At 43.0% G+C, this 22,444-nt stretch carries 23 protein-coding genes; all 23 read left to right on the top strand.

The window, feature by feature from the left end; genetic code table 11:
• Nucleotides 1-124 precede the first annotated feature (124 nt).
• The 23 genes from ACPEIW_RS00705 (at nucleotide 125) to ACPEIW_RS00595 (ending at nucleotide 22,400) form a co-directional block, all read left to right on the top strand.
• Nucleotides 125-1,096 carry a GNAT family N-acetyltransferase gene (locus ACPEIW_RS00705; RefSeq protein WP_410294141.1) on the top strand — a complete coding sequence of 324 codons (972 nt, stop codon included), beginning with the start codon at nucleotides 125-127 and terminating at the stop codon, nucleotides 1,094-1,096.
• The gene (locus ACPEIW_RS00700; RefSeq protein WP_004105898.1) at nucleotides 1,093-1,407 is read left to right on the top strand and encodes a DUF2469 domain-containing protein; all 315 of its coding nucleotides are present in this window, start codon (nucleotides 1,093-1,095) and stop codon (nucleotides 1,405-1,407) included. The genes ACPEIW_RS00705 and ACPEIW_RS00700 overlap by 4 nt, the downstream gene beginning before the upstream one ends.
• 103 nt (nucleotides 1,408-1,510) lie before the next feature.
• Nucleotides 1,511-3,130, top strand: coding sequence for an NAD(P)/FAD-dependent oxidoreductase (locus ACPEIW_RS00695; RefSeq protein ID WP_425663813.1), 1,620 nt, complete (start codon nucleotides 1,511-1,513; stop codon nucleotides 3,128-3,130).
• Between the two features lie 188 nt (nucleotides 3,131-3,318).
• Nucleotides 3,319-5,232, top strand: coding sequence for a transcription termination factor Rho (gene rho, locus ACPEIW_RS00690; protein WP_425663811.1), 1,914 nt, complete (start codon nucleotides 3,319-3,321; stop codon nucleotides 5,230-5,232).
• Nucleotides 5,233-5,524: 292 nt separating this feature from the next.
• Nucleotides 5,525-6,022 carry an Lrp/AsnC family transcriptional regulator gene (locus ACPEIW_RS00685; RefSeq protein ID WP_004131477.1) on the top strand — a complete coding sequence of 166 codons (498 nt, stop codon included), beginning with the start codon at nucleotides 5,525-5,527 and terminating at the stop codon, nucleotides 6,020-6,022.
• 7 nt (nucleotides 6,023-6,029) lie between these two features.
• Nucleotides 6,030-6,425, top strand: coding sequence for a chorismate mutase (locus ACPEIW_RS00680; protein WP_425663808.1), 396 nt, complete (start codon nucleotides 6,030-6,032; stop codon nucleotides 6,423-6,425).
• Between the two features lie 76 nt (nucleotides 6,426-6,501).
• Nucleotides 6,502-7,557: a class II fructose-bisphosphate aldolase gene (gene fbaA, locus ACPEIW_RS00675; protein ID WP_016636068.1), complete on the top strand. Its 1,056-nt coding sequence runs from the start codon at nucleotides 6,502-6,504 to the stop codon at nucleotides 7,555-7,557.
• Between the two features lie 129 nt (nucleotides 7,558-7,686).
• The gene (locus ACPEIW_RS00670) at nucleotides 7,687-8,988 is read left to right on the top strand and encodes an adenylosuccinate synthase (RefSeq protein WP_425663806.1); all 1,302 of its coding nucleotides are present in this window, start codon (nucleotides 7,687-7,689) and stop codon (nucleotides 8,986-8,988) included.
• A gap of 45 nt (nucleotides 8,989-9,033) precedes the next feature.
• On the top strand, nucleotides 9,034-9,534 hold the full coding sequence (locus ACPEIW_RS00665; protein ID WP_425663804.1) for a fluoride efflux transporter FluC: 501 nt from the start codon (nucleotides 9,034-9,036) through the stop codon (nucleotides 9,532-9,534).
• Nucleotides 9,531-9,950, top strand: a complete 420-nt coding sequence (locus ACPEIW_RS00660; RefSeq protein ID WP_415694947.1) for a fluoride efflux transporter FluC — start codon at nucleotides 9,531-9,533, stop codon at nucleotides 9,948-9,950. The genes ACPEIW_RS00665 and ACPEIW_RS00660 overlap by 4 nt, the downstream gene beginning before the upstream one ends.
• A gap of 131 nt (nucleotides 9,951-10,081) precedes the next feature.
• A complete protein-coding gene (locus tag ACPEIW_RS00655) occupies nucleotides 10,082-11,440 on the top strand; it encodes a ClC family H(+)/Cl(-) exchange transporter (RefSeq protein WP_425663802.1) in 1,359 nt (452 codons plus the stop codon).
• A gap of 140 nt (nucleotides 11,441-11,580) precedes the next feature.
• Nucleotides 11,581-12,705: a hypothetical protein gene (locus ACPEIW_RS00650; protein WP_425663800.1), complete on the top strand. Its 1,125-nt coding sequence runs from the start codon at nucleotides 11,581-11,583 to the stop codon at nucleotides 12,703-12,705.
• Nucleotides 12,686-13,720 carry a CpaF family protein gene (locus tag ACPEIW_RS00645; protein ID WP_016636074.1) on the top strand — a complete coding sequence of 345 codons (1,035 nt, stop codon included), beginning with the start codon at nucleotides 12,686-12,688 and terminating at the stop codon, nucleotides 13,718-13,720. Before ACPEIW_RS00650 ends, ACPEIW_RS00645 begins: the two co-directional genes overlap by 20 nt.
• A 51-nt stretch (nucleotides 13,721-13,771) precedes the next feature.
• Nucleotides 13,772-14,410 (top strand): type II secretion system F family protein, encoded by a 639-nt coding sequence (locus ACPEIW_RS00640; RefSeq protein ID WP_425663797.1) that lies wholly within the window; start codon nucleotides 13,772-13,774, stop codon nucleotides 14,408-14,410.
• A gap of 78 nt (nucleotides 14,411-14,488) precedes the next feature.
• Nucleotides 14,489-15,106 (top strand): type II secretion system F family protein, encoded by a 618-nt coding sequence (locus tag ACPEIW_RS00635; RefSeq protein WP_116438118.1) that lies wholly within the window; start codon nucleotides 14,489-14,491, stop codon nucleotides 15,104-15,106.
• Between the two features lie 118 nt (nucleotides 15,107-15,224).
• The gene (locus ACPEIW_RS00630) at nucleotides 15,225-15,500 is read left to right on the top strand and encodes a DUF4244 domain-containing protein (RefSeq protein ID WP_425663795.1); all 276 of its coding nucleotides are present in this window, start codon (nucleotides 15,225-15,227) and stop codon (nucleotides 15,498-15,500) included.
• 188 nt (nucleotides 15,501-15,688) lie between these two features.
• Nucleotides 15,689-16,141, top strand: coding sequence for a TadE/TadG family type IV pilus assembly protein (locus ACPEIW_RS00625; protein WP_032813680.1), 453 nt, complete (start codon nucleotides 15,689-15,691; stop codon nucleotides 16,139-16,141).
• Nucleotides 16,138-16,542, top strand: a complete 405-nt coding sequence (locus tag ACPEIW_RS00620) for an Rv3654c family TadE-like protein (RefSeq protein WP_016795449.1) — start codon at nucleotides 16,138-16,140, stop codon at nucleotides 16,540-16,542. Before ACPEIW_RS00625 ends, ACPEIW_RS00620 begins: the two co-directional genes overlap by 4 nt.
• A gap of 131 nt (nucleotides 16,543-16,673) precedes the next feature.
• Nucleotides 16,674-18,995, top strand: a complete 2,322-nt coding sequence (locus ACPEIW_RS00615) for a DNA polymerase III subunit gamma and tau (RefSeq protein ID WP_425663793.1) — start codon at nucleotides 16,674-16,676, stop codon at nucleotides 18,993-18,995.
• Nucleotides 18,996-19,604, top strand: a complete 609-nt coding sequence (gene recR, locus ACPEIW_RS00610; protein WP_016636081.1) for a recombination mediator RecR — start codon at nucleotides 18,996-18,998, stop codon at nucleotides 19,602-19,604.
• Between the two features lie 175 nt (nucleotides 19,605-19,779).
• The gene (locus ACPEIW_RS00605; protein WP_004131083.1) at nucleotides 19,780-20,544 is read left to right on the top strand and encodes an aspartate kinase; all 765 of its coding nucleotides are present in this window, start codon (nucleotides 19,780-19,782) and stop codon (nucleotides 20,542-20,544) included.
• Between the two features lie 118 nt (nucleotides 20,545-20,662).
• Nucleotides 20,663-21,244 carry an ACT domain-containing protein gene (locus tag ACPEIW_RS00600; protein WP_004132324.1) on the top strand — a complete coding sequence of 194 codons (582 nt, stop codon included), beginning with the start codon at nucleotides 20,663-20,665 and terminating at the stop codon, nucleotides 21,242-21,244.
• An 88-nt stretch (nucleotides 21,245-21,332) separates the two neighbouring features.
• Complete coding sequence (locus tag ACPEIW_RS00595; protein WP_119529094.1) at nucleotides 21,333-22,400, top strand: aspartate-semialdehyde dehydrogenase; 1,068 nt, start codon at nucleotides 21,333-21,335, stop codon at nucleotides 22,398-22,400.
• Nucleotides 22,401-22,444 lie beyond the last annotated feature (44 nt).

Raw genomic sequence — 22,444 nt, 5'->3', positions numbered from 1 at the left:
TTTGTGTTTTATAGCATTGTATAGGGTGCAAAAAGTGCGATTTTATAACGCGGTTTTCACTAATCGCTGTAGCGCTTTTTGTAAGCTTTGTAACACGTAAGTCGATTGTATGAAAAAGGTGAATATGCAAGGATTCAATGCTGATTCTACAAGCCACCGCGAGTTGCCAGAAAATATTACGATTCCGCCAATCCGCGGCGAAATGGCACGTCTTAGGCCAGCAACAATCGAAGATTTGGCGCAAATGGACGCATTGCATGCTTTTGATGGAGCGGCCGTTATAACAGGCAAAGATTCGCAATCGGAGCGCGCGATGGTTCACGCGTGGGTAAATCGTTCTGTGCAATGGTCTTCGGCTGGAAGCACTGAGGCAAAATCTAATCATGATGCCGCCTCTAGCGACGCTCAATCGCGCCCAACAATCGCATGGTCAATTGTGCCAGATTTTATTGATGACTCCGAAAATGCTAATGGCAATATTATTGGAATGATATTTTTGATTGACATTGACGGTTGGTCTAAATCCGCTAGGATCCAGGTGATTCTAGGACGCGACTATAGGGGTCGTGGGTATTCTAGGGATGCAATGCCTAGAGTTATGACTTACGGTTTTGCGCCAAGCGAGGTTGGCCTTGCTTTGCACAGAATTTGGGTTGGCGTTCCTGCAACAAACACGCGCTCGCTTTCCGTGTACCAGTCGCTTGGATTTATGAAAACGGGAACTGCTCGCGATGCACTTTGGGATTCTCAAAGCCAAAAGTATCAAGATTTTGTTGTAATGGACACTCTTGTAGACGAGTACGATGCGATTCGCTCGCTAGACGCTTTTGGATTACACGTTATCGAAGATAATCCTGGAGTTTGCGAGGCCCTAAGCGCGCACGAGCATTCGATTGCAATCCCAGTTAAAAATGGCGATTTGCGCAAGTCGCAAGCAACCGAACAAGCCGAGTCTAGTGTTAAGCACACAGATAATTCCTCTAAGCGCGCATGGTGGCGTATTATAGGACGAGGCCGCAAGCGTGCTCAAGAAGACGACGCAGCGAATAAAGCTACATCAAATACGCAAATCACGCCAACGGAAGGGAAGCAATGAGCGCCGAAGACCTCGACAATTACGAAACAGACGCCGAACTTGCGTTATACAAGGAATATCGTGACGTTATTAAGCTTTTTACGTACGTTGTAGAAACAGAACGCCGATTCTACTTGGCAAATAAGGTTGATTTTAACGTGCGCTCCGCAGGTCAAGACGTGTACTTTGACGTTCAATTAACAGACGCTTGGGTGTGGGATGTTTACCGACCTTCGCGATTTGTAAAAAACGTTAGAATCGTTACTTTCAAAGACGTAAACGTGGAGGAAGTTCAAAAAACAGATATTGATATTCCAGAATCTATCGCGTGATAAGAGTATGCTAGTAAAGCTTACGTTTAGATTTTAATACAGATACGTGCTTGCAATTTTGCGTTTTTGACTTTATAAAGCGGTTTTTAGTTATGGAGGAAAATTGGCTGATACACAATCCCAGAAACAATCTGTAGTGATTATTGGTGGCGGTCCGGCAGGGTTGACGGCAGCTTGGGAGCTTGTAAAAGATGGCGGCTCTAGCCGCTACGATGTGACTGTTCTTGAGGCAACCAGCGAGTTTGGTGGCATTTCTCGCACCGTAAAATACAACGGAAACCGCATGGATATTGGCGGACACCGATTCTTCTCTAAAGACGATCGCATTATGCAATGGTGGCGAGATATGCTGCCTCTTCAAGGCGCTCCTTCTTACGACGATAAGAAGCTTGGCAGGCATCACGATTTAGAGGCTGGAGGCCCAGACCCAGAAGTCGAAGATGAGGTTATGCTTAAGCGTCATCGCGTTTCTAGAATCTTCTGGAATCATCATTTCTTTGACTACCCTATCTCTCTTTCTGCATCCACCTTGCGATCTATGGGCTTTGTGCTAACCATGAAAGTTGGTTTTAGCTACCTTTGGTCCATGATTCACAAGTTGCCAGAAACAAACCTCGAAAACTTCTACATTAATCGCTTTGGCAAAAAGCTGTATTCTATGTTCTTTGAGGGCTACACCGAGAAGCTTTGGGGCAGGCATCCAAGCCAGATTTCTGCCGATTGGGGTGCTCAGCGCGTTAAAGGCTTGAGCATTGTTGAAGTTTTGAAGAACGCTATTTCTAAGCTTATGCCTAAGAATAAGGCAAGTCAGAAAGAAGTTGAGACTTCTTTAATTGAGGAATTTTGGTACCCTAAGCTTGGTCCAGGTCAGCTTTGGGAGACTGTTGAACGCCGTTGCCGAGAAAATGGCGCTACTGTTTTAACTGGCTCTAAGGTTGTTGCCATAAAGCAGGCGGACGGCAAGATTTGCAGCGTTGTTGTTGAAAATCAAAATGGCGATCGCAGTGAGCTTCATGCAGATCAGTTCATTTCGTCTATGCCAATTAAAGATTTGGTTGCTTCTATTGAGCAAGGCGCGAATGGCGATGCAAATGCAGAAGTTCCACAAGACTTGCAAAAAGTTGCGTCTGGCCTTCCTTACCGCGATTTTGTGACTGTTGGCTTGCTTGTTAAGCGCATGCGTTTGCGCAACACTACCGACATTCCAACGCTTGGCAACCCACCTATTGTGCCAGATTGCTGGATTTACGTTCAAGACCCTGGCTACAAGGTTGGACGTTTGCAAATCTTTAACAACTGGAGTCCATACCTTGTTAAGGATGTTGATAATACCGTTTGGATTGGTCTTGAATACTTCTGCAGCGAAGGCGACGATTTTTGGAATATGAGCGACGAAGAGGCTCGCAAAAACGCCATTGACGAGCTGATTCGCATGCAAGTTATTGACAGCGAAGATGACGTTTTAGACGCTCATCGCGAACGCGTTCCAAAGGCCTACCCTGCTTACTTTGACACTTATGCTCAAATGCCTGAGCTTGTTAAGTACTTAGACGGTTTTGGCAACTTGTATTGCGTTGGTAGAAATGGCCAGCACCGCTACAATAACCAGGATCACTCAATGGCAACTGCTATTGAAGCTGTACAAAACATCAATAGTGGTAAGAAGTCTAAAGATAACGTTTGGTCTGTTAATACCGAAAAGTCGTATCACGAAAAGAAGTAGCGCTTGTAACGTTTATAACGTCTGCATTGCCACGCGTGTGTTGTGAGTCGTATGAGTGTAGTAGCATACATTTATCAGCGATTAATACACATTGATATGTGTTTGTCGTTATATTCACAACGGATTTTCCGTAATCTTCCACGTAAAGCTCCAAGCAGTCTATCTTGGAGTTAGGGAAAGGCATAACTGTGGCAACAAGCCAAAATCTTGATGATATGAAGCTTTCGGAGCTTAAGGATCTTGCAAAGCAAATGGGTCTGCGCGGTACGTCTACAATGCGCAAGCCAGATTTGGTTGCTACGCTAACTGCTGCGCGCAATGGTGGGGATGCGCCAGCTGGTGTTAGCGTTCATGTTCCTAAAAGCACTGTGCGAATAAATCGTGTTTCTCAAAGAGATGACGAAGAGCAAAACAATTCATCTTCTTTTGAACTCCGCTCGAGCATTGACACGAATCGCGATTTTAATGATTCTTCTGATTCAAGCGATGCAAATAGTGGTGAGCGTCATCGCAATTTTGCGCGCGAAAATCAGACTCATCGATATCGCAAAGAAGGCTCTACAAATGTTACGAGAGAAGATAACGCTCGTACAAATGCAAGCGTAAACGCTGAGCAAAATAATGGTAGTAATTTTGCTAAAACAGACGAAGTGGATGCTAATTTAGATCAGATTCTTGCCACTTTGCCAAGTGAAAAGTCTTCTACTTCAAACGCTAACCGCAACTCGGAATCGCGCAGAATGCGTATGTCTACTCGCTCTAGCGAAGAAAATGATTACACTTCTAAAGCAGAAAGATCTGATAGATTCCAGCGCAGAACGCGACGCACTAGAGACGACTACGATTCTAAAGCGGAACGTGCTGAACGTGCGGAACGCTCCGAGATTCGCGAAGAGCACGAGATTCACGAGCAAGCTCCACGTCGCGAAGAGCCGAAAGAAGAGCTTGTTCCAGTTGCTGGCATTGTAGACGTGCTTGAATCTTACGCATTTGTGCGTACTTCTGGCTATTTGCCTGGCCCAAATGACGTTTATGTTTCTATGAGCCAAATCAAAAAGTACGGCTTACGCAAGGGAGATGCGGTTCAAGGCTCTATTCGTGCTCCTCGCGAGGGAGATCGCAGGAATCAGCGTCAAAAGTTCGTTCCTTTGCAAAGTGTTGACAGCATTAACGGCATGAGCGTAGAAGAGTCTCAAAATCGCCCACAATTTGCTAAGCTCACACCTTTGTATCCGAATGAACGCTTAAAGCAAGAGACTACGCCAAATCGCATGCTTGGCAGAATCATTGATCTTGTGGCACCTATTGGCAAGGGTCAGCGTGGTTTGATTGTTTCGCCTCCTAAGGCTGGTAAAACAATCACTTTGCAAAATATTGCTAACGCAATTGCTGTTAACAATCCAGAAGTACATTTGATGGTTGTTCTTGTAGACGAACGCCCAGAAGAAGTTACCGACATGGAGCGCACTGTTCAGGGTGAGGTTATTTCTTCTACATTCGACCGCCCAGCATCAGACCACACTACTGTTGCAGAGCTTGCGATTGAGCGCGCTAAGAGGCTTGTAGAGCTTGGCCAAGATGTTGTTGTTCTTCTTGATTCCATGACTCGCCTTGCTCGCGCATACAATATTGCTGCTCCTGTTTCTGGCCGTATTCTTTCTGGCGGCGTAGATGCTCAAGCGCTTTACCCTCCTAAGAAGTTCTTTGGCGCAGCACGAAACATTGAAAATGGCGGCTCTTTGACTATTATTTCTTCTGCTTTGGTGGAAACTGGTTCAAAGATGGATGAAGTTATTTTCGAAGAGTTTAAGGGCACTGGAAACATGGAGCTTCGTTTGAGCCGCGATTTGGCAGATAAGCGACTGTTCCCAGCTGTAGACATTAATTCTTCTGGCACGCGCCGCGAAGAGTTGATTACTCCTGCTCAAGAGTTGCCGATTATTTATCGCTTGAGGCGATTGTTCGGCGGACTAGAGCCAGAACAGGCTTATCAGACTTTGGTGCCGCGCTTAAAGAAGACTGCTTCTAATCGCGATTTTCTTGCAGCAATTGTTCAGCAAGCCAACAATTCCACAAATGGCGGAACAAGCGCAATCGCGTAAAATTTAAGCGTAAAATTTACGTATAAAATAAAAATCTAAAATCTAAATTAAAATGCCTCTTGATTTAATAATCTGGGGGCATTTTTAATAATCTGATACACAAAAAATAGAATGGCCAAAAGTTTATATACGTAAACATGTGTTAAATAATGTGAAAAACCGTGATTTTTTATCTAATTTTGTTCTTTTTCATTAAAAAATACGATACGATTAAAGAGACTGCAGGGGGCGCAGCTAAAGTCGAAGAAGCAAAACAAAGATTTTGGTGGCGCTGTATGAGGATGGAGGTCGCATGACGGGAAACTCTCATAGGATTGAAAACAATATACCTTCTGGCTTGGAAGCCAGCGCGAGCACAGTTGCTCCAATAGATTCTACAGACGCAATCATTGTAGACATTCTTGAGCACGATGGTCGTGCAACATTAACCAAGCTAGCCAAAGCTTCTGGATTATCTGTTTCCGCTGTACAATCCAGAGTTCAAAAGCTCGAGCGCAAAGGAATCATAACTGGGTATCGCGCTTTGATTGACTACGAGCGCAGAGGATTGCCTGTAAGTGCATTCGTTGCAGTTACGCCTCTTGATTTTGAGCAAGAAGCTTCCGTTCCAACCAAATTGAAAGACATTGACGGCATTGAAGCGTGCTATTCGATTACTGGAAGCCCAAGCTTTATGCTTGTTGTTCGCGTTGCAACTCCTAGCAAGCTAGAAGAGCTAATCAACACAATTCACCGCGTTGTTCCAGTTAGCACAGAAACAACAATGGTTTTGCAAACTTATTTCGACTAGAAGTAATATGTGCGACTTTTATAAAGAATCGATTGACGCGCGCAAACATTTTGATGAATCGCATTGCAGCGATTTCAGCGATTGCAACGATTGCAGTGATTATAGTGATTGCAACGATTCAATGAATGAGATTTTTGCGCTGCGTCAGTCGATTGACAATATTGACAATGCAATTGTTTCACTTCTAGCAGAGCGCTTTAAAGTTACGGAAAAAGTCGGAGAAATAAAAGCTCGCGCAAATCTTGCTACAGAAGATAAGTCTAGGGAAAATCGCCAGGCGAATCGACTTAAAAAAATTGCTGAAGAATCTGGATTAAAAGAAGAAATCGCGCTAGAGTATCTACATTTTGTAGTAGCGGCGGCAAAAAAACGCCATCAAGAAATCAAAAATAGTCAAAAATAAATACAAATTTAATCAAAAATAGTAAAAAATATAGCAAAATATAAAAAATATGCGCGCTTAGAGTCATAATAAAAATATGACTATTGCAACCGTTGAACGTTACGCACAAATGCTTGATGCAGCCAGCAAAGGTGGATACGCCTACCCTGCGATTAACGTTACTAGCACACAGACCTTAAACGCAGCACTACAAGGATTTGCCGAAGCACAAAGCGACGGCATTATTCAAGTGTCTGTTGGCGGATCCGCATATTTTTCTGGCCAGTGCGTAAATAATCGCGTTGTTGGATCAATCGCATTTGCGCAATTCGCGCATCAAGTTGCTGCACAATACCCAAACATTACGGTTGCATTGCACACAGATCATTGTGCAGAAGCCTATTTAGACGATTGGATTAGGCCACTTTTAGCTTATGAAGCAGATCAAGTTGCAAACGGCAAAGAGCCGATTTTTCAGTCGCATATGTGGGATGGGTCCACAGTTAAACTTGAGCACAATCTAGATATTGCAGAAGAATTACTAGAAGAGTCTGCAAAAGCACGCACGATTTTAGAGATTGAAATTGGCGCAGTTGGCGGCGAAGAAGACGGCCACAGAGCAGATATTGACGAAAAGCTGTATTCCACTCCCCAAGACGCTATGCGCGTTGTTGAGCGATTAGGTTTAGAGGATCGCGCAAAATACATGGCCGCTTTTACGTTTGGAAACGTTCATGGAGCTTACAAGCCAGGAGTTGTTAAGCTTAGGCCGCAATTACTAGACAACATTCAGAGCGCTGTATACAACAAGTACAAGCTTGATTTGTGTAATCGCAAGTTTGGCGTGCCAACAAAACCATTCTTGCTAGTGTTCCATGGCGGGTCTGGCTCTACAGCCGAAGAAATTGCGCAAGCTGTAAAATATGGCGTTGTAAAAATGAATATTGACACAGATACGCAATACGCTTTTACGCGCGCAATCGCCGACCACATGTTCCACAACTACGATTCCGTTCTTAAAATCGACGGCGAAGTTGGCGCCAAGAAGCTTTACGATCCAAGGTCTTGGGGCAAAGAGGCAGAAAAAGCAATGGCTCAGCGTGTTGTTGAAGCATGCGTGCAGCTAGGCTCTGCTGGAAAAGCTCTAAAATAGTGTAATCGCAAATATTATTTGGCATTATTCAGCATTATTTGGCATTATTCGGTATTGGCTTTGCGCTAATCTTAACACGTAGGAATTGTGTTTATTTGGGCAACGTTAGCTCAAAAATGGAGGTTCAGCATGCCTGGAATTGTGCTTATTGGCGCTCAATGGGGTGACGAAGGCAAAGGTAAAGCAACTGATTTAATTGGTTCTAAGGTAGATATTGTTGCACGTTTTAACGGCGGCAATAATGCTGGCCACACTGTTGTTGTAGGAAACGAATCTTACGCATTGCACTTACTTCCTAGCGGCATAATCAGCCCAAACGTGACTCCCGTTATTGGAAACGGCGTTGTTGTAGACCCAGAGGTTCTTTTTGAAGAGATTGACGCGCTAGAATCACGCGGCGTTGACTGCTCGAAGCTGCTTGTTAGCGAGTCAGCGCATGTTATTACGCCGTATCATCGCGTAATCGATAAAGTTACAGAGCGATTCCTTGGAAAGCACAAGATTGGCACAACTGGCCGCGGAATTGGCCCGACTTATGCCGATAAGATTAATCGCGTTGGTATTCGCGTACACGATTTGTTTAACGCGGATCATTTGCGAGATAAAGTAGAAGCCAGCTTGCATCAAAAGAATCAAATGCTTGTTAAGCTCTACAACCAGCACCCAATCGATATTGATGCCGTTACAAGCCAGCTCGTAGAACTCGGAAAGCGCTTAAAGCCATACGTTGCCGACACTTCGCTTGTGCTAAACCAGGCAATGGAAAATGGTAAAACCGTGCTTTTTGAAGGCGGCCAGGCAACTATGCTAGACGTTGACCACGGAACATACCCATTTGTAACGTCTTCTAATCCTACAGCTGGAGGCGCTTGCACAGGTACGGGCGTTGGTCCTACTCGCATTAATCGCGTAATCGGTGTTGCTAAGGCTTATATTACGCGCGTTGGCGAAGGCCCATTCCCTACAGAGCTTTTGGACGAAAGCGGCGATTGGCTGCGCGAGCAGGGTCACGAATATGGCGTAACTACTGGTCGCCCTCGCCGATGCGGATGGTTTGACTCTGTTGTTAGCCGCTATGCAACTCGCGTAAATGGCCTAACTGATATTGTTCTTACAAAGCTAGATGTTTTGACTGGCTTAAAAGAGATTCCAGTTTGCGTAGCTTACGATGTGACTTTAGCAGATGGAAGCGTTGAGCGCGTAAACGAGATGCCAGTAGATCAGTCTTTGTTTGCTAGCGCTAAGCCAGTTTACGAGATGCTTCCAGGCTGGAGCGAAGATATTTCTAAAGTGCACAAGTTTGAAGACTTGCCTGCAAACACTCAAAGCTATGTAAAGCGCTTGGAAGAGCTTTCTCATTGCCGCATTTCTGCAATTGGTACTGGTCCTCAGCGCGACCACATTATTAGCGTTCATTCGTTGATTGATTAGTGGCTATTAAATAGTAATTTAATGCGATTTAAGGCGGCTAAAAATATGAGTGTTTCGAGCGAAAATCGCCCAGTCTTGCCTAAAAAGCGCCAGCATAAAACACTTGGAGCAAAAATCTATTTTGTTGTTTTTATTGGCGGATTGCTTGGCGCTTTTGTGCGTAGTGAAATAGGCGTTTTTACGCACGGTATGCATTGGGATTCGGGATATTCTATGCTTTTTAGCCGCTTTACTTTTGCAACTCTTTTATCTAACGTTTTAGCATGTTTTATTCTTGCTTTAGTGAGTTCTCTTGTTGCAAATAGATTGCACTGCAAAAATAAAGACTTAATAAAATACGGTTTTTGCACAGGATTTTGCGGCGGACTTTCAACAATGTCTACTTTTGCTTTTGAAGGCGCATATTCCGCATTTACCGCAATGAACATTGTAAAAGTAATTGCCATTATGGCATTTTCTATGATTTTTGGCATTTTAGCGGCTCTTGCTGGAAGCTTAATTGGAGATAAATTTTCTGCTTTTAATAACAAAGGCGGCGCAAAATGATGTTTTACACATACGTTCTTTTTTTGCTGCCTCTTGTTTTTGCAGGACTTGGCGCAATGCTCCGTTGCGCAATATCTGACGCAATCGGGCGAGTTTATAGCCACGATTTTCCAATCGCAACTTTGCTAATCAACGCTTTTGCATCTTTTATAATGGGCTTAGTTACATCCCTAAGTTCTGCAATTATATACAATTTAACTTTTGCTTCAGCTATTGTTTACACTTGCGCTTTGGGATTCTTAGGCGGATTTTCAACGTTTTCAACCGCAATCTTAGAAGTCGTAAGCCTGTTTAAGCTAAAGAAAATCAAGCTTGGACTATGGCTTTTTGTTAGCGAACTAATAGTGCCATTCTTATGCGCATTTATTGCATACGCTGGACCGTGTTTTGTAATGTTTTTACTTCTAAAGTCTTAGTTTTTAATTTTATTAATTGACGTATTTTATTTATTAATTAACGTATTTTATTAATTAACGTTTATTGTGTTATTAAAATGTTAAAATGCTTTGTGTATTTGTTTGCGATTTGATTTAAGAATAGGTTTATTGTGGCTTTGAAGAACGTAGGCGGTTTTATACGCGACTTTTTGCGCGACTTTTCGGATCGCATTCTTAAAACGCTTAAGCATCTTAGATGGAAGATGGTTCTTGCAGGCGTAGTTGTTGGCCTTGTTTCGGGAGCGCTTGTAGCAACTTATAGACTTGGGATTGAGTACGGAACCGATTTTGCGCGATGGATGTATGCGCGAATGCTGCAAAACATGCTTTGGATTGTGCCGTGCGTAGCTTTTGCGATTGTTGCTGGATTCTTTATTGGGTGGATGAGTCGCAAAGAAAGCATGGCGTCTGGAAGCGGCATTCCACAAGTTGTTGGATACGTTCAACGCGGTCTAAAAATGTGTTGGAACACCATTTTGCCTGTTCGATTTGTAGGCGGATTGTTGGGTTCACTATTTGGCTTGTCTCTTGGGCGCGAAGGCCCTTCGATTCAAATCGGAGCTTGCGGCGCGCAAATGATGTCTCGCATCTTTAGAAAAGGCAATAAAAACGATACGCAAGAGCACTATGTTGTAACTGCTGGAGCGGCAGCTGGCTTATCTGCAGCATTTAGCGCTCCACTTTCTGGGCTTATGTTTGCTATGGAAGAAGTTCAACACGGATTGTCTTCTACTGTTCTTATGGGAGCTGCTGCTGCATCTATTTGCGCGGATTTTGTGTCTCAAACATGCTTTGGACTTCGACCTGTTTTAGACTTTGGACGTATTCCAGACTTACCAATGACACTTCATTTTTGGCTGATTCCGCTTGGCATTTTTGCGGGACTTATTGGCTCTTTAATGAACAGATCCTTGCTTGGATTGCAAACGCTGTATAAGTATTTGCCAAAGTGGGCTCCCGTATCTGTAGCATGCTTAATCGCGATTCCTGTTGGCTTATATTTGCCAGATGTTCTTGGTGGAGGCTCGAATCTTGTTAAGCTCTCTGAATATGGAAAAGCAAGCATAGCGCTTTTGTGCATTCTGTTTGTTGCAAAAATGCTATTTACTTCTACAAGTTTTGGGTGCGGAGCGCCTGGTGGAATTTTTATGCCAATTCTTGCTGTCGGCGCTCTTGCAGGAGGCGTTGCTGCGCGCTCAATAATAAGCATTCCGATTCTTGGCATTGACGCAAAGCTAATGCCGATTTTTACAGTGTGTGTTATGGCTGGCACGCTTTCGGCTTCTGTAAAAGCTCCGCTCACTTCGATTTTGCTAACTGTAGAAATGTCGGGAACAATGATTCACACTCTTCCAGTTGCTGCATCTGCTTTTATTGCACTTCTTGTATCCGATATTTTGCACACTAAGCCAATCTATGGCGAACTTCTGGAAAGGTACATGGCTTCCAATCCAAAACTTGTGCGTTAATATGCTTATACGCTTGTACAAAAATACGCTAAAACAGCAATGTGGATAACTTTTTGGCGGATTTGCAACGTTTATTGAGCCTTTAACCACATTCTTACAAAAGTATTGCTTATTTATTTTGTATGCGATTCAATAGCTGCATGAGCAATATGAGTATTGATAACTACGATGCACCTTCGTGCGCTGCTAGGGTACTTAACACGTACCCTCCGCAGGCTAGTGCGCTTAAAAACGCCATTAATCAGTCTAACAATGTTAACGACTCAACTGTTATTGCATCTTTTAATCGCAGTTGTGAACTGGCTGAAAATCCTACGTTTAACAAAGATTTTGGCGTTATAAATAATCGTGTTCTTAAAGACAATAGTGTTGCTCAAGAAACTACTGGAAGCTTGAACTATTCACTAAAGCCTTTTCCAAAAAATGTTGTAATTGGTTCAGCAGCAAATAGCGGGATTGGCTTAAGTACTACTCTTGCACTTCTTGCAAGCAATATTGCTAGTAAAAAATACGTTGTAGCTTTAATCGATGCAGATATTTCTAATGGCGGTTTAGATGTTTTGCTTGGATTAGAGCAAGACGAAGGCAGAAGATTGCAAGAGGTTCAAGCTCCTTTAGGAAGATTAGACGGTTACGTTTTGCGTTGCGAGCTTTTGCACTGGAACAACGTGGATATTTTGGCCTATTCTCCTTGGAAAAATCAGGAGCCTAAGCCGTGGGTTATTGAGGCTGCAATTAGGGGTCTTGCTAAAGCTTGCGACGTTGTGATTGTAGATATTGGATCTGGATTTTCGGCAAGAAGACTTTTACAGAATCTTCCTCCCCTAGCGCATGTTCCAACAATTTTTGCATCGGAGCTTAGCGTTTTAGGTTTAGCTCGATTGCGAGCGCATATAAAAAATCTAGAGTCGGATCATAAAAATTACGCGGAAAATCTAACTTATATTGTTGCAGGCTTAAATCCACGCGGGCTTTCTAGCAGATTTTGCCCAGTAGAGATTACAGAAGCTTGTGATTATTTGCTTTGCAATGTAGAAGGCCCAATTGGTCACGATTCTAAGATGTACGAAGACATAATTGGCGGATATGGGATTAGAAACATACCAAAATGCGCGCAAAGTGCAGTAGAAAAAATCACCATATGGCTGCTTGGCGACTCGCGCAAATCGGGTTTAATGGCATCTAGCACGAAAGGTGATTCTTCTTATGCGTTTGGCAGATTTTCAAAAATAGTGGGTGGTAGGCATGGCTTTACAAGATATTGATTTTGGAATTTTGCAAGATATTGCAGATAATCCAAATGTAACGGATATTGTTGTTACAGACGAGGGCAGAGTTTGGGCAGACTTTGGGCTTGGGCTCAATGAATACAATCCAAGAATCCCGTTTGATAATCCCAGCGTTTTGCGCGAATATGCAGTCTGGCTTTGTGCTCAATTGGGTAAACGATTAGACGACGCATGCCCAATTGCAGACGCTTCTAGCCCACTTGGTGTGCGCATTCACGCGCTTATTGCACCAATAGTTTTGAGCGGAGCTGCCATTTCGATTCGCTTCCCCGCGCTAAAGCACTACTGTTTAACGGAACTTAGCAGCAAAGGCATGTTTCCAATTGAGCTATCTAGGATTCTTTATTTGCTTGTTGAAAGTCGCGCAAATATTTTGATTACAGGTAGCACGGGTTCGGGAAAAACAACACTTATGAAGGCTCTATTAGCTTCTTGTAATCCAAAAGACAGAATAGTTACTGTTGAAGAAACTAGGGAATTGGGATGCGTTTCTAACGATTACGTTTCTTTAGCAACAAGAGAGGCAAACGTTGAAGGCGCAGGATGCATTGATTTACAAGAGCTCGTAAAAGCCACTTTGCGAATGCGACCAGACAGAATCATTTTAGGAGAATGCAGAGGAAAAGAAATCGCCGATTTATTGCGCGTTTTTACATGCGGACACAAAGGCGGAATGACGACTTTGCACGCGGATAAAGTGCAAAAAGTTCCAGCACGATTAATGGCACTTGGCCTACTCGCTGGGTTGGAGCCAATGGCACTTTGCGCTCTTGCTGCAGATGCATTCGATGTTGTTATTCACGTTGAGCGAGTAAATGGAATGCGCGTTGTAAAGGAGCTTGGAGTTTTAAGATCTAATGATTCTGGCGCTCTGGAAGGTGTTCCTGTTTTAAGAGTTAAAGGCGCACAAATAGAGGCTACTTTAGCGTGGAAAGATTTTTCATCTAAATGGCATTTGCCACTAAATTCGCAAATCGTTTTAAGAGCTTAATAGGCAAAACAAGCAAACTAACAAGCAAAATGAGCTAACAAAGGATTTAACATGAGTATTGAAGAGTCGCTAGCATCTCTTGTTGCATCTTTAAAATCGGGAGCTTCGTTTGAGTCGATTATTAGCGTATGCTCCGATTGCAATGTTAATGGCGATGCGCGCAAAGCATACAACAAACAAATAAATGCAGAATCAATATTAAAGTGGATTGACTCTAGACTAAGCGAAAGCACAATAGAGTCTAGCCTAGATAGCTCTTTCAAAAACGCGAAGAAAACAAAAAATACAAAAAATTATAAAAATGCCAAAAAACAGAAAGACATTCGTAAAATAGCGCAATCTCTTATGAGTGTATACAAGTTGAGTAATTCGATTGGCTGCCCAATGGCAGATTGCGTTCAAGCTGTTGCGGATTCTTATTATGCAAACAAAAGGGTTGATGACTTAAGCGCAGAAGTTTTTGCAATGCCAAAAGCAACTATTAAGTTACTTATTGCACTGCCGTTTTTGTCTCTTTTAACTGGTCAGCTTTTAGGAGCAAACCCAATACTAATGATTTTTACTAGCTACAAAGGCTATACGCTTTTAAGCGTTGGAATGGCATTTTACGCGGTTGGAGTTATTCGGGTTGCGCGCATTCTTAAAAATTCTAGAAATGCAATGCAATCTGCTTCTTTTAATGGCAATTAAAACTCGAACAAAACAGCAATAAAAAAAAATAATCTAAGAAGTATTTTAGTCAAAACTTAATGCAGTAAAGGAGGATAAATGTTAAGAGCAATTATTATTTGGCTTATTTTAGTTGCATACATAATTATTTTGTGCAAACTTTTTTCTAAGCAAATGGCATCTAGCTCGCTCTATGAGCGCGCTGTTAAGCCGAGCGTTTTTATGCAAAACACTTACGATTTTAGACAAAACATAATAAGCGATATAGATCCGATTCTTGGTTTGCAAATGATAATAGTTGCACTAAAAAGTGGTGTTGCAATAACTAGAGCTCTAGACGTAGTTGGTTGTTCTTTGCCTGCATCAAAAGGAATTTGGCTAAGTCGCGTTTCTAAGGCGCTTATCTCTGGCAGCACTTGGAGAGAAGCTTGGAGCGAGCCACATGTTTGCTTTAGTAAAAAAGATAAGAACGCTTACACGTCTTTTATTTTGAGCACATGGCTAAAAAATTCTTTGCGTGAATCTTGGATTTACGGAAGCTCCCCCGTACCAGTACTTAACGCCGTTTTGCAAAACTACGAGCAATCAATGAAGAATGTTGCAAAAAAAGAAAGTTCTAAACTTTCTGTACGACTTCTTTTGCCAGTTGGATTGTGCTTTTTGCCAGCGTTTATTTTTGTTGGCATTTTGCCAACAGTTGCATCATTTATGCACTAAATAAAAGATTTTTGCAGATTGATAGTCGCGCGCAAAAATGGCACTTAAAAAATTTGTATCCAAGCTGGGTGCATAAATAAAAAATAAACAATAAATAAAAGAAAGGAAGATAAGTAACATGAAAACAATTGCTAAAGCATTTTCAAAACTTTGTTGCGAGCTTACAATAAACGCAAACAAAGGATTGATTAAAGCAGAACAGGCGTGCAATAGTATGCAAAACCGCTTGGATAACAGTCTAAAGAAACTAGACGAAGGAGCGGTTACTGCAGAATATGCGGTTGTTCTTATAGCTGCTACAGCTTTTGCAACAGTTCTTATTGCTATTGCTAAGTCGGATGCTGTGCACAAAGCTATTGGCGAACTTGTTAAAAGAGCTTTGCACGTTAGCTAATGTACAGAAGAATATACGCGTGAAACATTGCGTGAAACATTCTAAGCTCTTGTTGATATTTAACAAGATTTGATGAGATTAAACAAGATTCAGTTAAACAAGATTCAGTTAAACAAGATTAAACGAATACTAAAGAACTAAGCATAAACACTAATTGGAGATTCACTAATGCGAAAGAAATGAGAAAAATGAAGAATTATACGTTTTTGAATATTTTCAACAAAAGGAATGCAAAAAATACGAGCATAAATAGTTACAAGCACACTAAAAGCACTAAATTCACTAAAGATGCTAAAAATATTAAAAATGTTAAAGATTCAGGTGCAGTAACCGCAGAATTTGCGATTATTCTACCTACAGTTGCAATTCTTGCTATAGTGTTAATTTTTGTAGGCAAATCAGTAGTAAATACAATGAATTGCAACGATGCAGCAGGCCAAGTTGCCTATTACATTGCATCTACACACGATTCTAAAGAAGCTCAAAACATAGTGCATAAAGTATCTGGAAAAAATAGTTCTGTAAAAGTCGAATATGTTGGAAATATGGCAAATATTGTTGTTAGTTGCCCAGTCGTGCCAGACCCGCTGAAGGTTTTACCAATGCAAGTAGAAGCGCGCATTAGTCAGGTTTTAATATGAGTCAAAAAAGAGCTAAGCGATTAATAACGCAATGCTTAGAAGCTAAACATTCACGCGGAGCGGATTGCGGATCTGGAACTATGCTTGGCATAGGATTAGTAACCGCAATCTGCTCTATTCTGGTTCTTTGTGCGGTTATTGGAACGATTCTTGTTTCCAAACATCGCGCCTACGCGTTAGCAAATGCGGCAGCAATATCGGGAGCAGTTGCTATACAAAACATGCACGGAAATGCTTGCAAAATCGCGCAAAACACAGCTACAGCAAACAATGCAAAAATCGAGTCTTGTGTGGAAAAAGATAACGATGTATCGCTAAAATTAAGCGTTCCTTTACACGTTCCAATGGCATCTAGAATAACCGTAAGCGCTAAAGCAGGTTTAGTTGATTGTAGCGAGTGAACCATAATGTAGCATGTAGTAGAGTGCGCATCGTTAGCATGTTAGTGCTTAGATGCTTAAAATGGAACAGATGATTTGCTTAAACAGTAAGCGGATTTAAGTTAATATCTAGTTGGCGGTAGGTTATAGTTATGGCACTTGCGTTGTATCGAAGATATAGACCAGACACTTTTGAAGGTGTTATTGGTCAAAATCAGGTTACGATTCCGCTTATTAGAGCGCTTGATCAAGGCAAAATTACGCACGCGTACCTATTTTCTGGTCCGCGCGGATGCGGAAAAACAAGTTCGGCACGAATTTTAGCGCGATGCATTAATTGCGAACAAGGCCCAACTTCTAAGCCGTGCGGAAAATGCCAAAGCTGTAAAGATCTTGCAACAGGCGGTCCAGGTTCTATAGATGTTGTAGAAATAGACGCAGCAAGCCACAATGGTGTTGACGACGCTAGAGAATTGCGCGAGCGCGCAGGATTTGCACCAGCAAGAGATAGATATAAGATTTTTATTTTAGACGAAGCTCATATGGTAACTCCTCAAGGCTTTAACGCTTTGCTTAAGATTGTAGAAGAGCCGCCTGAGCACGTTATGTTTATTTTTGCTACGACTGAGCCAGATAAGGTGATTGGAACAATCCGCTCCAGAACTCACCACTACCCGTTTAGACTTGTGCCACCAGAAGTAATGGGCCCGTATTTAGAAAACATTTGCCAAAAAGAAGGCATTAACGCGCAAAAAGGCGTATTACGACTTGCTATGCGAGCAGGCGGCGGATCGATGCGAGATACTCTTTCTGTGCTAGATCAATTGATGATTGGCTCCGTAGATGGCGTTATATCGCTAGATTCTGCAGTTGCTCTTCTTGGATTTACGCCTTCTAACTTAATTGGGGATGTTGTTGACGCTCTTATTGAAAAAGATGGAGCAAAACTTTACGAAACTGTGCAAAAAGTTATTGTTGGAGGCTTCGATAGTCGCAAGTTTGTAGAAGATTTGCTTGGTCGCTTGCGCGATTTGTTGCTATTGTCTTCCGCTGGAATAGATAGTGCTAAAAACTTGCTTGGGGATTTATCTCCAGAAGACATGCAAGATTTGCAACGTCAGTCAAGTCAGCTCACTTTGCAAAGCTTGTCTAGAATGGCAGAAATAGTAAATAATGCTTTTGCTGGAATGGCAAATGCTGTTTCGCCTAGAATGAATCTTGAAATTCTTGTTGCGCGCCTGCTTTGCACTAGAACGGATTCAAGTGAAAACGCTCAAACGCAAGTTTATGCAAAAAATGTTGAAGCGCCAAAAGCGAACGTAAAGCATTTTATTGGCTCGGCCGACGCAACTAAAAATGCAAATGCAGCTGGGTTTACAAGCGCAACCGAGTCTGCAAGCATAATGCAGAACAATGCGCAAAACGCTACTCAAAACAATGCGCAAAACAATGCGCAAAACGCTCAAAAATCTGTTATTACAAATGCGATTGAAAATGATGAAACAGTTGCAAAGTGGCCAGAACAGCCAGAAAACGCAAATGTGAATGCAAGCGCAAATGTGAATGAAAACTCAAACGCGCCTCAAATTTTAGACGTTGACGAATCTTGGAACAATCTTGTTAAAAGTCTTCCAAACGACGTTCGCGAATACGTAGAGCGAAATCACGTTCCAAAAGTTAGATTAGATGAAAGCAATCCGCTAAAAAGAAAGCTTGTATTAACTTTTGACGAACCTATAAGTCAGCATGCTTTTGCGCTTGCTCTTTGCACAACTGCTCCTTACGATGGCAAAAAAGTTCCAGTTGTTGTTATGAGCAAAGTAAAAGACGTTTTTGGTAAAGACGTTTCAATCGCGCCTGATTCGGTTGCAGAAAACGGGCAAAAAGTTGAGTCTGTAGCAAAAATGGATCCGCAAAAGCTTGCGCAAGTTAAGCGCGAATTACTTATGCGCAAAGCTGGAATTGTAAAAGGATTTGGCAAAAAGACAAGCGAAGAAAGCGAGTTGAGCGCTGATAGCCCTTTAGGCGGCGATAATTCTTTAGACGAATCGCAAGATGACGCTTGGGCTAGTATGGCTTCTGCTCCAATGGGAGATGCGATTGCATATACACAGTCGCAAGATAAATCGCAAGCACAAGCTCAAACTCAGCAACCGCAAGCACTGCCTAGTCAGCAAGAAAAGCAAGCAATAAAGCCATTTAACAGTGCGCAAAACGTGCAAGAAATGCATGAAGCAAAAGAAGCTCAGCAATCGCAAGTTTCATCGCAAGCGCAAACTCATTCTTTAGAAGTCATAAATGGTGCTCAAGAAGACGAATGCTCAATGCAAGACGAGTCTTTAGAATCCGCTACAAATTTGAGTATAGACGACTTGGAAAAAATGTTTGAAGTCAAATCTGTAAAAGAATTCAGCGCAAGCGACCCAAATAATCCTAAAAACGCGCACACTCGCAAAAAGAAGAAAGAGAAATAAATGCATAATGTGTCATCATACGAAGGCGCAATCGGCAGAGTTATAGACGCATTTTCTAGCCTTCCTGGAATCGGCCCAAAAGGCGCACAACGAATCGCATTTTACATACTCTCGTCTTCTAACGTGCAAGCGCAAGAACTAATCGACTCAATTAACGACTTAAAAGAAAACGTGCGATTTTGCGAAATTTGTGGAAACGTGTGCGAAAAAAGCCCATGCGTTGTTTGCTTAGACCCCAGAAGAGACCACACAAAAATATGCGTTGTAGAAGAGCCAAAAGACATTATGAGCATTGAGCGCACGCACGAATACGCAGGCGTTTACCACGTTTTGGGCGGAGCGATTAACCCAATGGCAAACGTGGGGCCTGCAGACTTAAAAATAACGCAACTGCTTGAGCGCTTAAAAGACGCACAAGTAAAAGAGGTTATTTTAGCGCTGGACCCAAATATAGAAGGCGAAGCAACCGTTACGTATTTAGCGCGACTGCTTGAGCCGCTAGGCATAAAGGTGACTAGGCTAGCAAGCGGATTGCCAGTTGGCGGAGACCTTGAATATGCAGACGAAGTGACTCTTGGGCGCGCTTTTGCAGGAAGACAAGATGTTTGAAGATTGCACGCGGAAAAGTCGCAAGCAGCCGCTAGCCAGAATGCACGCCACTAATATATTGCAAAATAAAAATAAATAGAGCACGCTTGGTAATCTGATTTTGTAGTCTGATTTTAGATTAGTTCTTCTAACGCGCGTGCTTTAGAAGCATAACAGCTGAACATAAGGGGTTAAAGTGGCTCTTATAGTGCAGAAATACGGCGGTTCGTCTGTAGAAGACACGGACGCAATTCAACGCGTAGCAAAAAGGATTCTCGATACAAAAGCTGCTGGAAACGACGTTGCGGTTGTTGTTTCGGCTATGGGAGACACAACAGACAATCTGATTGACCAAGCAATGAGCGTAAACGCGCATCCGCCTGCACGAGAGATGGATATGCTTATGACTGCAGGAGAGCGCATTTCTATGAGCCTTCTAGCAATGGCGATTCACGCGCAAGGCTCGCACGCATACTCTTTTACAGGCTCGCAAGCTGGTTTTATGACGGACGCGCAATTCGGAGCGGCGCATATTCGCGCTGTTAAGCCAGATCGCGTTCAGCACGCGCTTAAAAAAGGCAGTGTTGCTATTGTTGCAGGATTCCAAGGAATTAGCGAGATTGGCGACGACACAACGCTTGGGCGAGGCGGCTCAGATACTTCGGCAGTGGCGCTGGCTGTAGCTTTGGGTGCGGATATTTGCGAGATTTACACAGACGTTGATGGCGTTTTTACAGCAGACCCTAGAATTGTTCCAACAGCAAAGCGAATCCCCGTTATTGACTACGATTCAATGCTAGAAATGTCGTCTTGCGGATCGCGCGTTTTGGCTTTGCGATGCGTTGAATATGCGCAACGATTTAGCATGCCATTGCACGTTCGAAGCTCTTTTTCGCACAGAAATGGCACTTTGGTTGTTCCTAATGGCGTAGATCCAAAGAGCCTGCCAAATCTAAGTTAATTATTTATTAAAAGATATAGGCATAAAACACAAAATAAAACACAAAATAAGACGGTAAATAACACAAAGTAAATAAGAAAAGACAATAGACATAGGCAATAGACAGAAGGCGGCAAAAATGGCAAATAAAATAGCAAATGTAGATATTCGCTCAACAATGGGCGATTTATTCCCAGACTTAGGCCCAGAGACCCCTGTGATTTCTGGCGTTGCGCACGATAGAAGCGAGTCTATGATTACTCTTCGAGGCGTTCCCGATAAGCCTGGAAATGCTGCAAAAGTATTTACAACTCTTGCTGCTGCAGACGTTAACATAGACATGATTGCCCAGGCAAGCGCATCCACAGAGACGGCAGACATATCTCTTACAGCTCCAAGCTCGGCTTTAGACGCCGTTTGCAAGGTTTTGCAGGGAGCGCGCGGCGAATTGCAATTTACGTCTATGGACGTGGACCCTTCTGTTGGAAAAGTCGCAGTTGTTGGCGTTGGAATGAAAACCTATTCTGGTCTTGCAGCCACCTTCTTTACAGCTCTAAGCGATCACGGAATTAATATTCTTATGATTTCCACATCCGAGATTCGCATTGCGGCGATTGTTCCAGTAAAACAGCTCGACGAGGCGGTTCGCGCACTTCACACAGCCTACGGATTAGACGCAAGCAAAGTCGAAGCTGTTGTTTATGGAGGAAGCGGACGCTAATCGCGCGCAAAAATCACGCAAAATCACGCTTAAATAATCGCAAAAATCAAAGAAAATCGCAAAATAATCGCAGAATAAGGGAGACAAAATGGCAATTATAGGCAACACGGGCGTAAACCTTGCGGTTTTAGGTGCCACTGGCCAAGTCGGAATGGTTATGCGCCGCGTATTAGACGAGCGCGATTTTCCAATTAAAAACTTGCGATTTTTGGCTTCCGCGCACTCTGCTGGAACCGTTTTGAACTATCGCGGCAAAGATGTTGTTGTAGAAGACGTAGAAAAAGCAGATTTAAGCGGAATAGACATTGCGATTTTCTCTGCAGGCGGCGGAACATCCAAAGTGTGGGCGCCGCGATTTGCGGATGCTGGCGCAATAGTAATCGACAACTCTTCTCAATGGCGTATGCATAACGATGTGCCACTGGTTGTTGCAGAAGTAAATCCGCAAGATTTGAACGATATTCCGCGTGGGATTGTTGCTAATCCAAATTGCACAACAATGGCGTGCATGCCTGTTCTAAAACCACTTTCTGACGCTTTTGGCTTAAAACGACTTATTGTATCTTCTTACCAGGCGGTTTCGGGAGCTGGCAGAGCTGGCGCGTTGCAACTTATGAACGAAGCGCAAGCGGCTTTAGATCAGGGCGCAGATAAGCTTGTGTTTAATGGAGATGCGATTGATTTTCCGCAACCAACAAAAGTTGCGCGCACAATCGCATTCAACGTTGTGCCATTTATTGGCGCGATTGTTGATGACGGATCGCAAGAAACCGACGAGGAGCAAAAGCTTCGCAACGAAAGTCGTAAAATTTTGCACTTGCCAAATCTTGCAGCAAGCTGCACATGCGTGCGCGTTGGCGTTTTTACCGGTCACGGAATGAGCATTAATGCCGAATTTAATCGCGATGTAACTCCAGATATGGCTCGCGAAGTGCTAAAATCGGCCGCCGGCGTTGCGCTAGACGATATTCCTACGCCTCAGCTTGCTGCAGGAAAGTCCGCAAGCTACGTTGGCCGCATTCGCCAAGACCAAGCAGTTGATGGAAAGCGCGGATTAGCAATGTTTATTACAAACGACAATCTTCGCAAAGGCGCTGCGCTTAACGCTGTGCAATTGGCGGAAATCGTAGCTAAAAAGCGCGGATTTGCGTATTAATCGAGCTAGGTCGCACTCGCGATTGTAGAAAATTTTACGTAAGA

Origin of the sequence: Gardnerella piotii, assembly GCF_049815665.1 — a bacterium.
GTDB classification, from domain to species: Bacteria; Actinomycetota; Actinomycetes; order Actinomycetales; family Bifidobacteriaceae; genus Bifidobacterium; species Bifidobacterium piotii.
The sequence above is the reverse complement of the archived record's forward strand: the minus strand, read 5'-3'. Positions and strand labels throughout refer to the sequence as shown.

Bases quoted from the DNA above. Each gene is read 5' to 3' on its own strand.
- ACPEIW_RS00705 (WP_410294141.1), top strand. From the start codon at position 125: ATGCAAGGATTCAATGCTGATTCTACAAGCCACCGCGAGTTGCCAGAA.
- ACPEIW_RS00700 (WP_004105898.1), top strand. From the start codon at position 1,093: ATGAGCGCCGAAGACCTCGACAATTACGAAACAGACGCCGAACTTGCG.
- ACPEIW_RS00685 (WP_004131477.1), top strand. From the start codon at position 5,525: ATGACGGGAAACTCTCATAGGATTGAAAACAATATACCTTCTGGCTTG.
- ACPEIW_RS00680 (WP_425663808.1), top strand. From the start codon at position 6,030: ATGTGCGACTTTTATAAAGAATCGATTGACGCGCGCAAACATTTTGAT.
- fbaA (WP_016636068.1), top strand. From the start codon at position 6,502: ATGACTATTGCAACCGTTGAACGTTACGCACAAATGCTTGATGCAGCC.
- ACPEIW_RS00670 (WP_425663806.1), top strand. From the start codon at position 7,687: ATGCCTGGAATTGTGCTTATTGGCGCTCAATGGGGTGACGAAGGCAAA.
- ACPEIW_RS00665 (WP_425663804.1), top strand. From the start codon at position 9,034: ATGAGTGTTTCGAGCGAAAATCGCCCAGTCTTGCCTAAAAAGCGCCAG.
- ACPEIW_RS00660 (WP_415694947.1), top strand. From the start codon at position 9,531: ATGATGTTTTACACATACGTTCTTTTTTTGCTGCCTCTTGTTTTTGCA.
- ACPEIW_RS00650 (WP_425663800.1), top strand. From the start codon at position 11,581: ATGAGCAATATGAGTATTGATAACTACGATGCACCTTCGTGCGCTGCT.
- ACPEIW_RS00645 (WP_016636074.1), top strand. From the start codon at position 12,686: ATGGCTTTACAAGATATTGATTTTGGAATTTTGCAAGATATTGCAGAT.
- ACPEIW_RS00640 (WP_425663797.1), top strand. From the start codon at position 13,772: ATGAGTATTGAAGAGTCGCTAGCATCTCTTGTTGCATCTTTAAAATCG.
- ACPEIW_RS00635 (WP_116438118.1), top strand. From the start codon at position 14,489: ATGTTAAGAGCAATTATTATTTGGCTTATTTTAGTTGCATACATAATT.
- ACPEIW_RS00630 (WP_425663795.1), top strand. From the start codon at position 15,225: ATGAAAACAATTGCTAAAGCATTTTCAAAACTTTGTTGCGAGCTTACA.
- ACPEIW_RS00625 (WP_032813680.1), top strand. From the start codon at position 15,689: ATGAAGAATTATACGTTTTTGAATATTTTCAACAAAAGGAATGCAAAA.
- ACPEIW_RS00620 (WP_016795449.1), top strand. From the start codon at position 16,138: ATGAGTCAAAAAAGAGCTAAGCGATTAATAACGCAATGCTTAGAAGCT.
- ACPEIW_RS00615 (WP_425663793.1), top strand. From the start codon at position 16,674: ATGGCACTTGCGTTGTATCGAAGATATAGACCAGACACTTTTGAAGGT.
- recR (WP_016636081.1), top strand. From the start codon at position 18,996: ATGCATAATGTGTCATCATACGAAGGCGCAATCGGCAGAGTTATAGAC.
- ACPEIW_RS00600 (WP_004132324.1), top strand. From the start codon at position 20,663: ATGGCAAATAAAATAGCAAATGTAGATATTCGCTCAACAATGGGCGAT.
- ACPEIW_RS00595 (WP_119529094.1), top strand. From the start codon at position 21,333: ATGGCAATTATAGGCAACACGGGCGTAAACCTTGCGGTTTTAGGTGCC.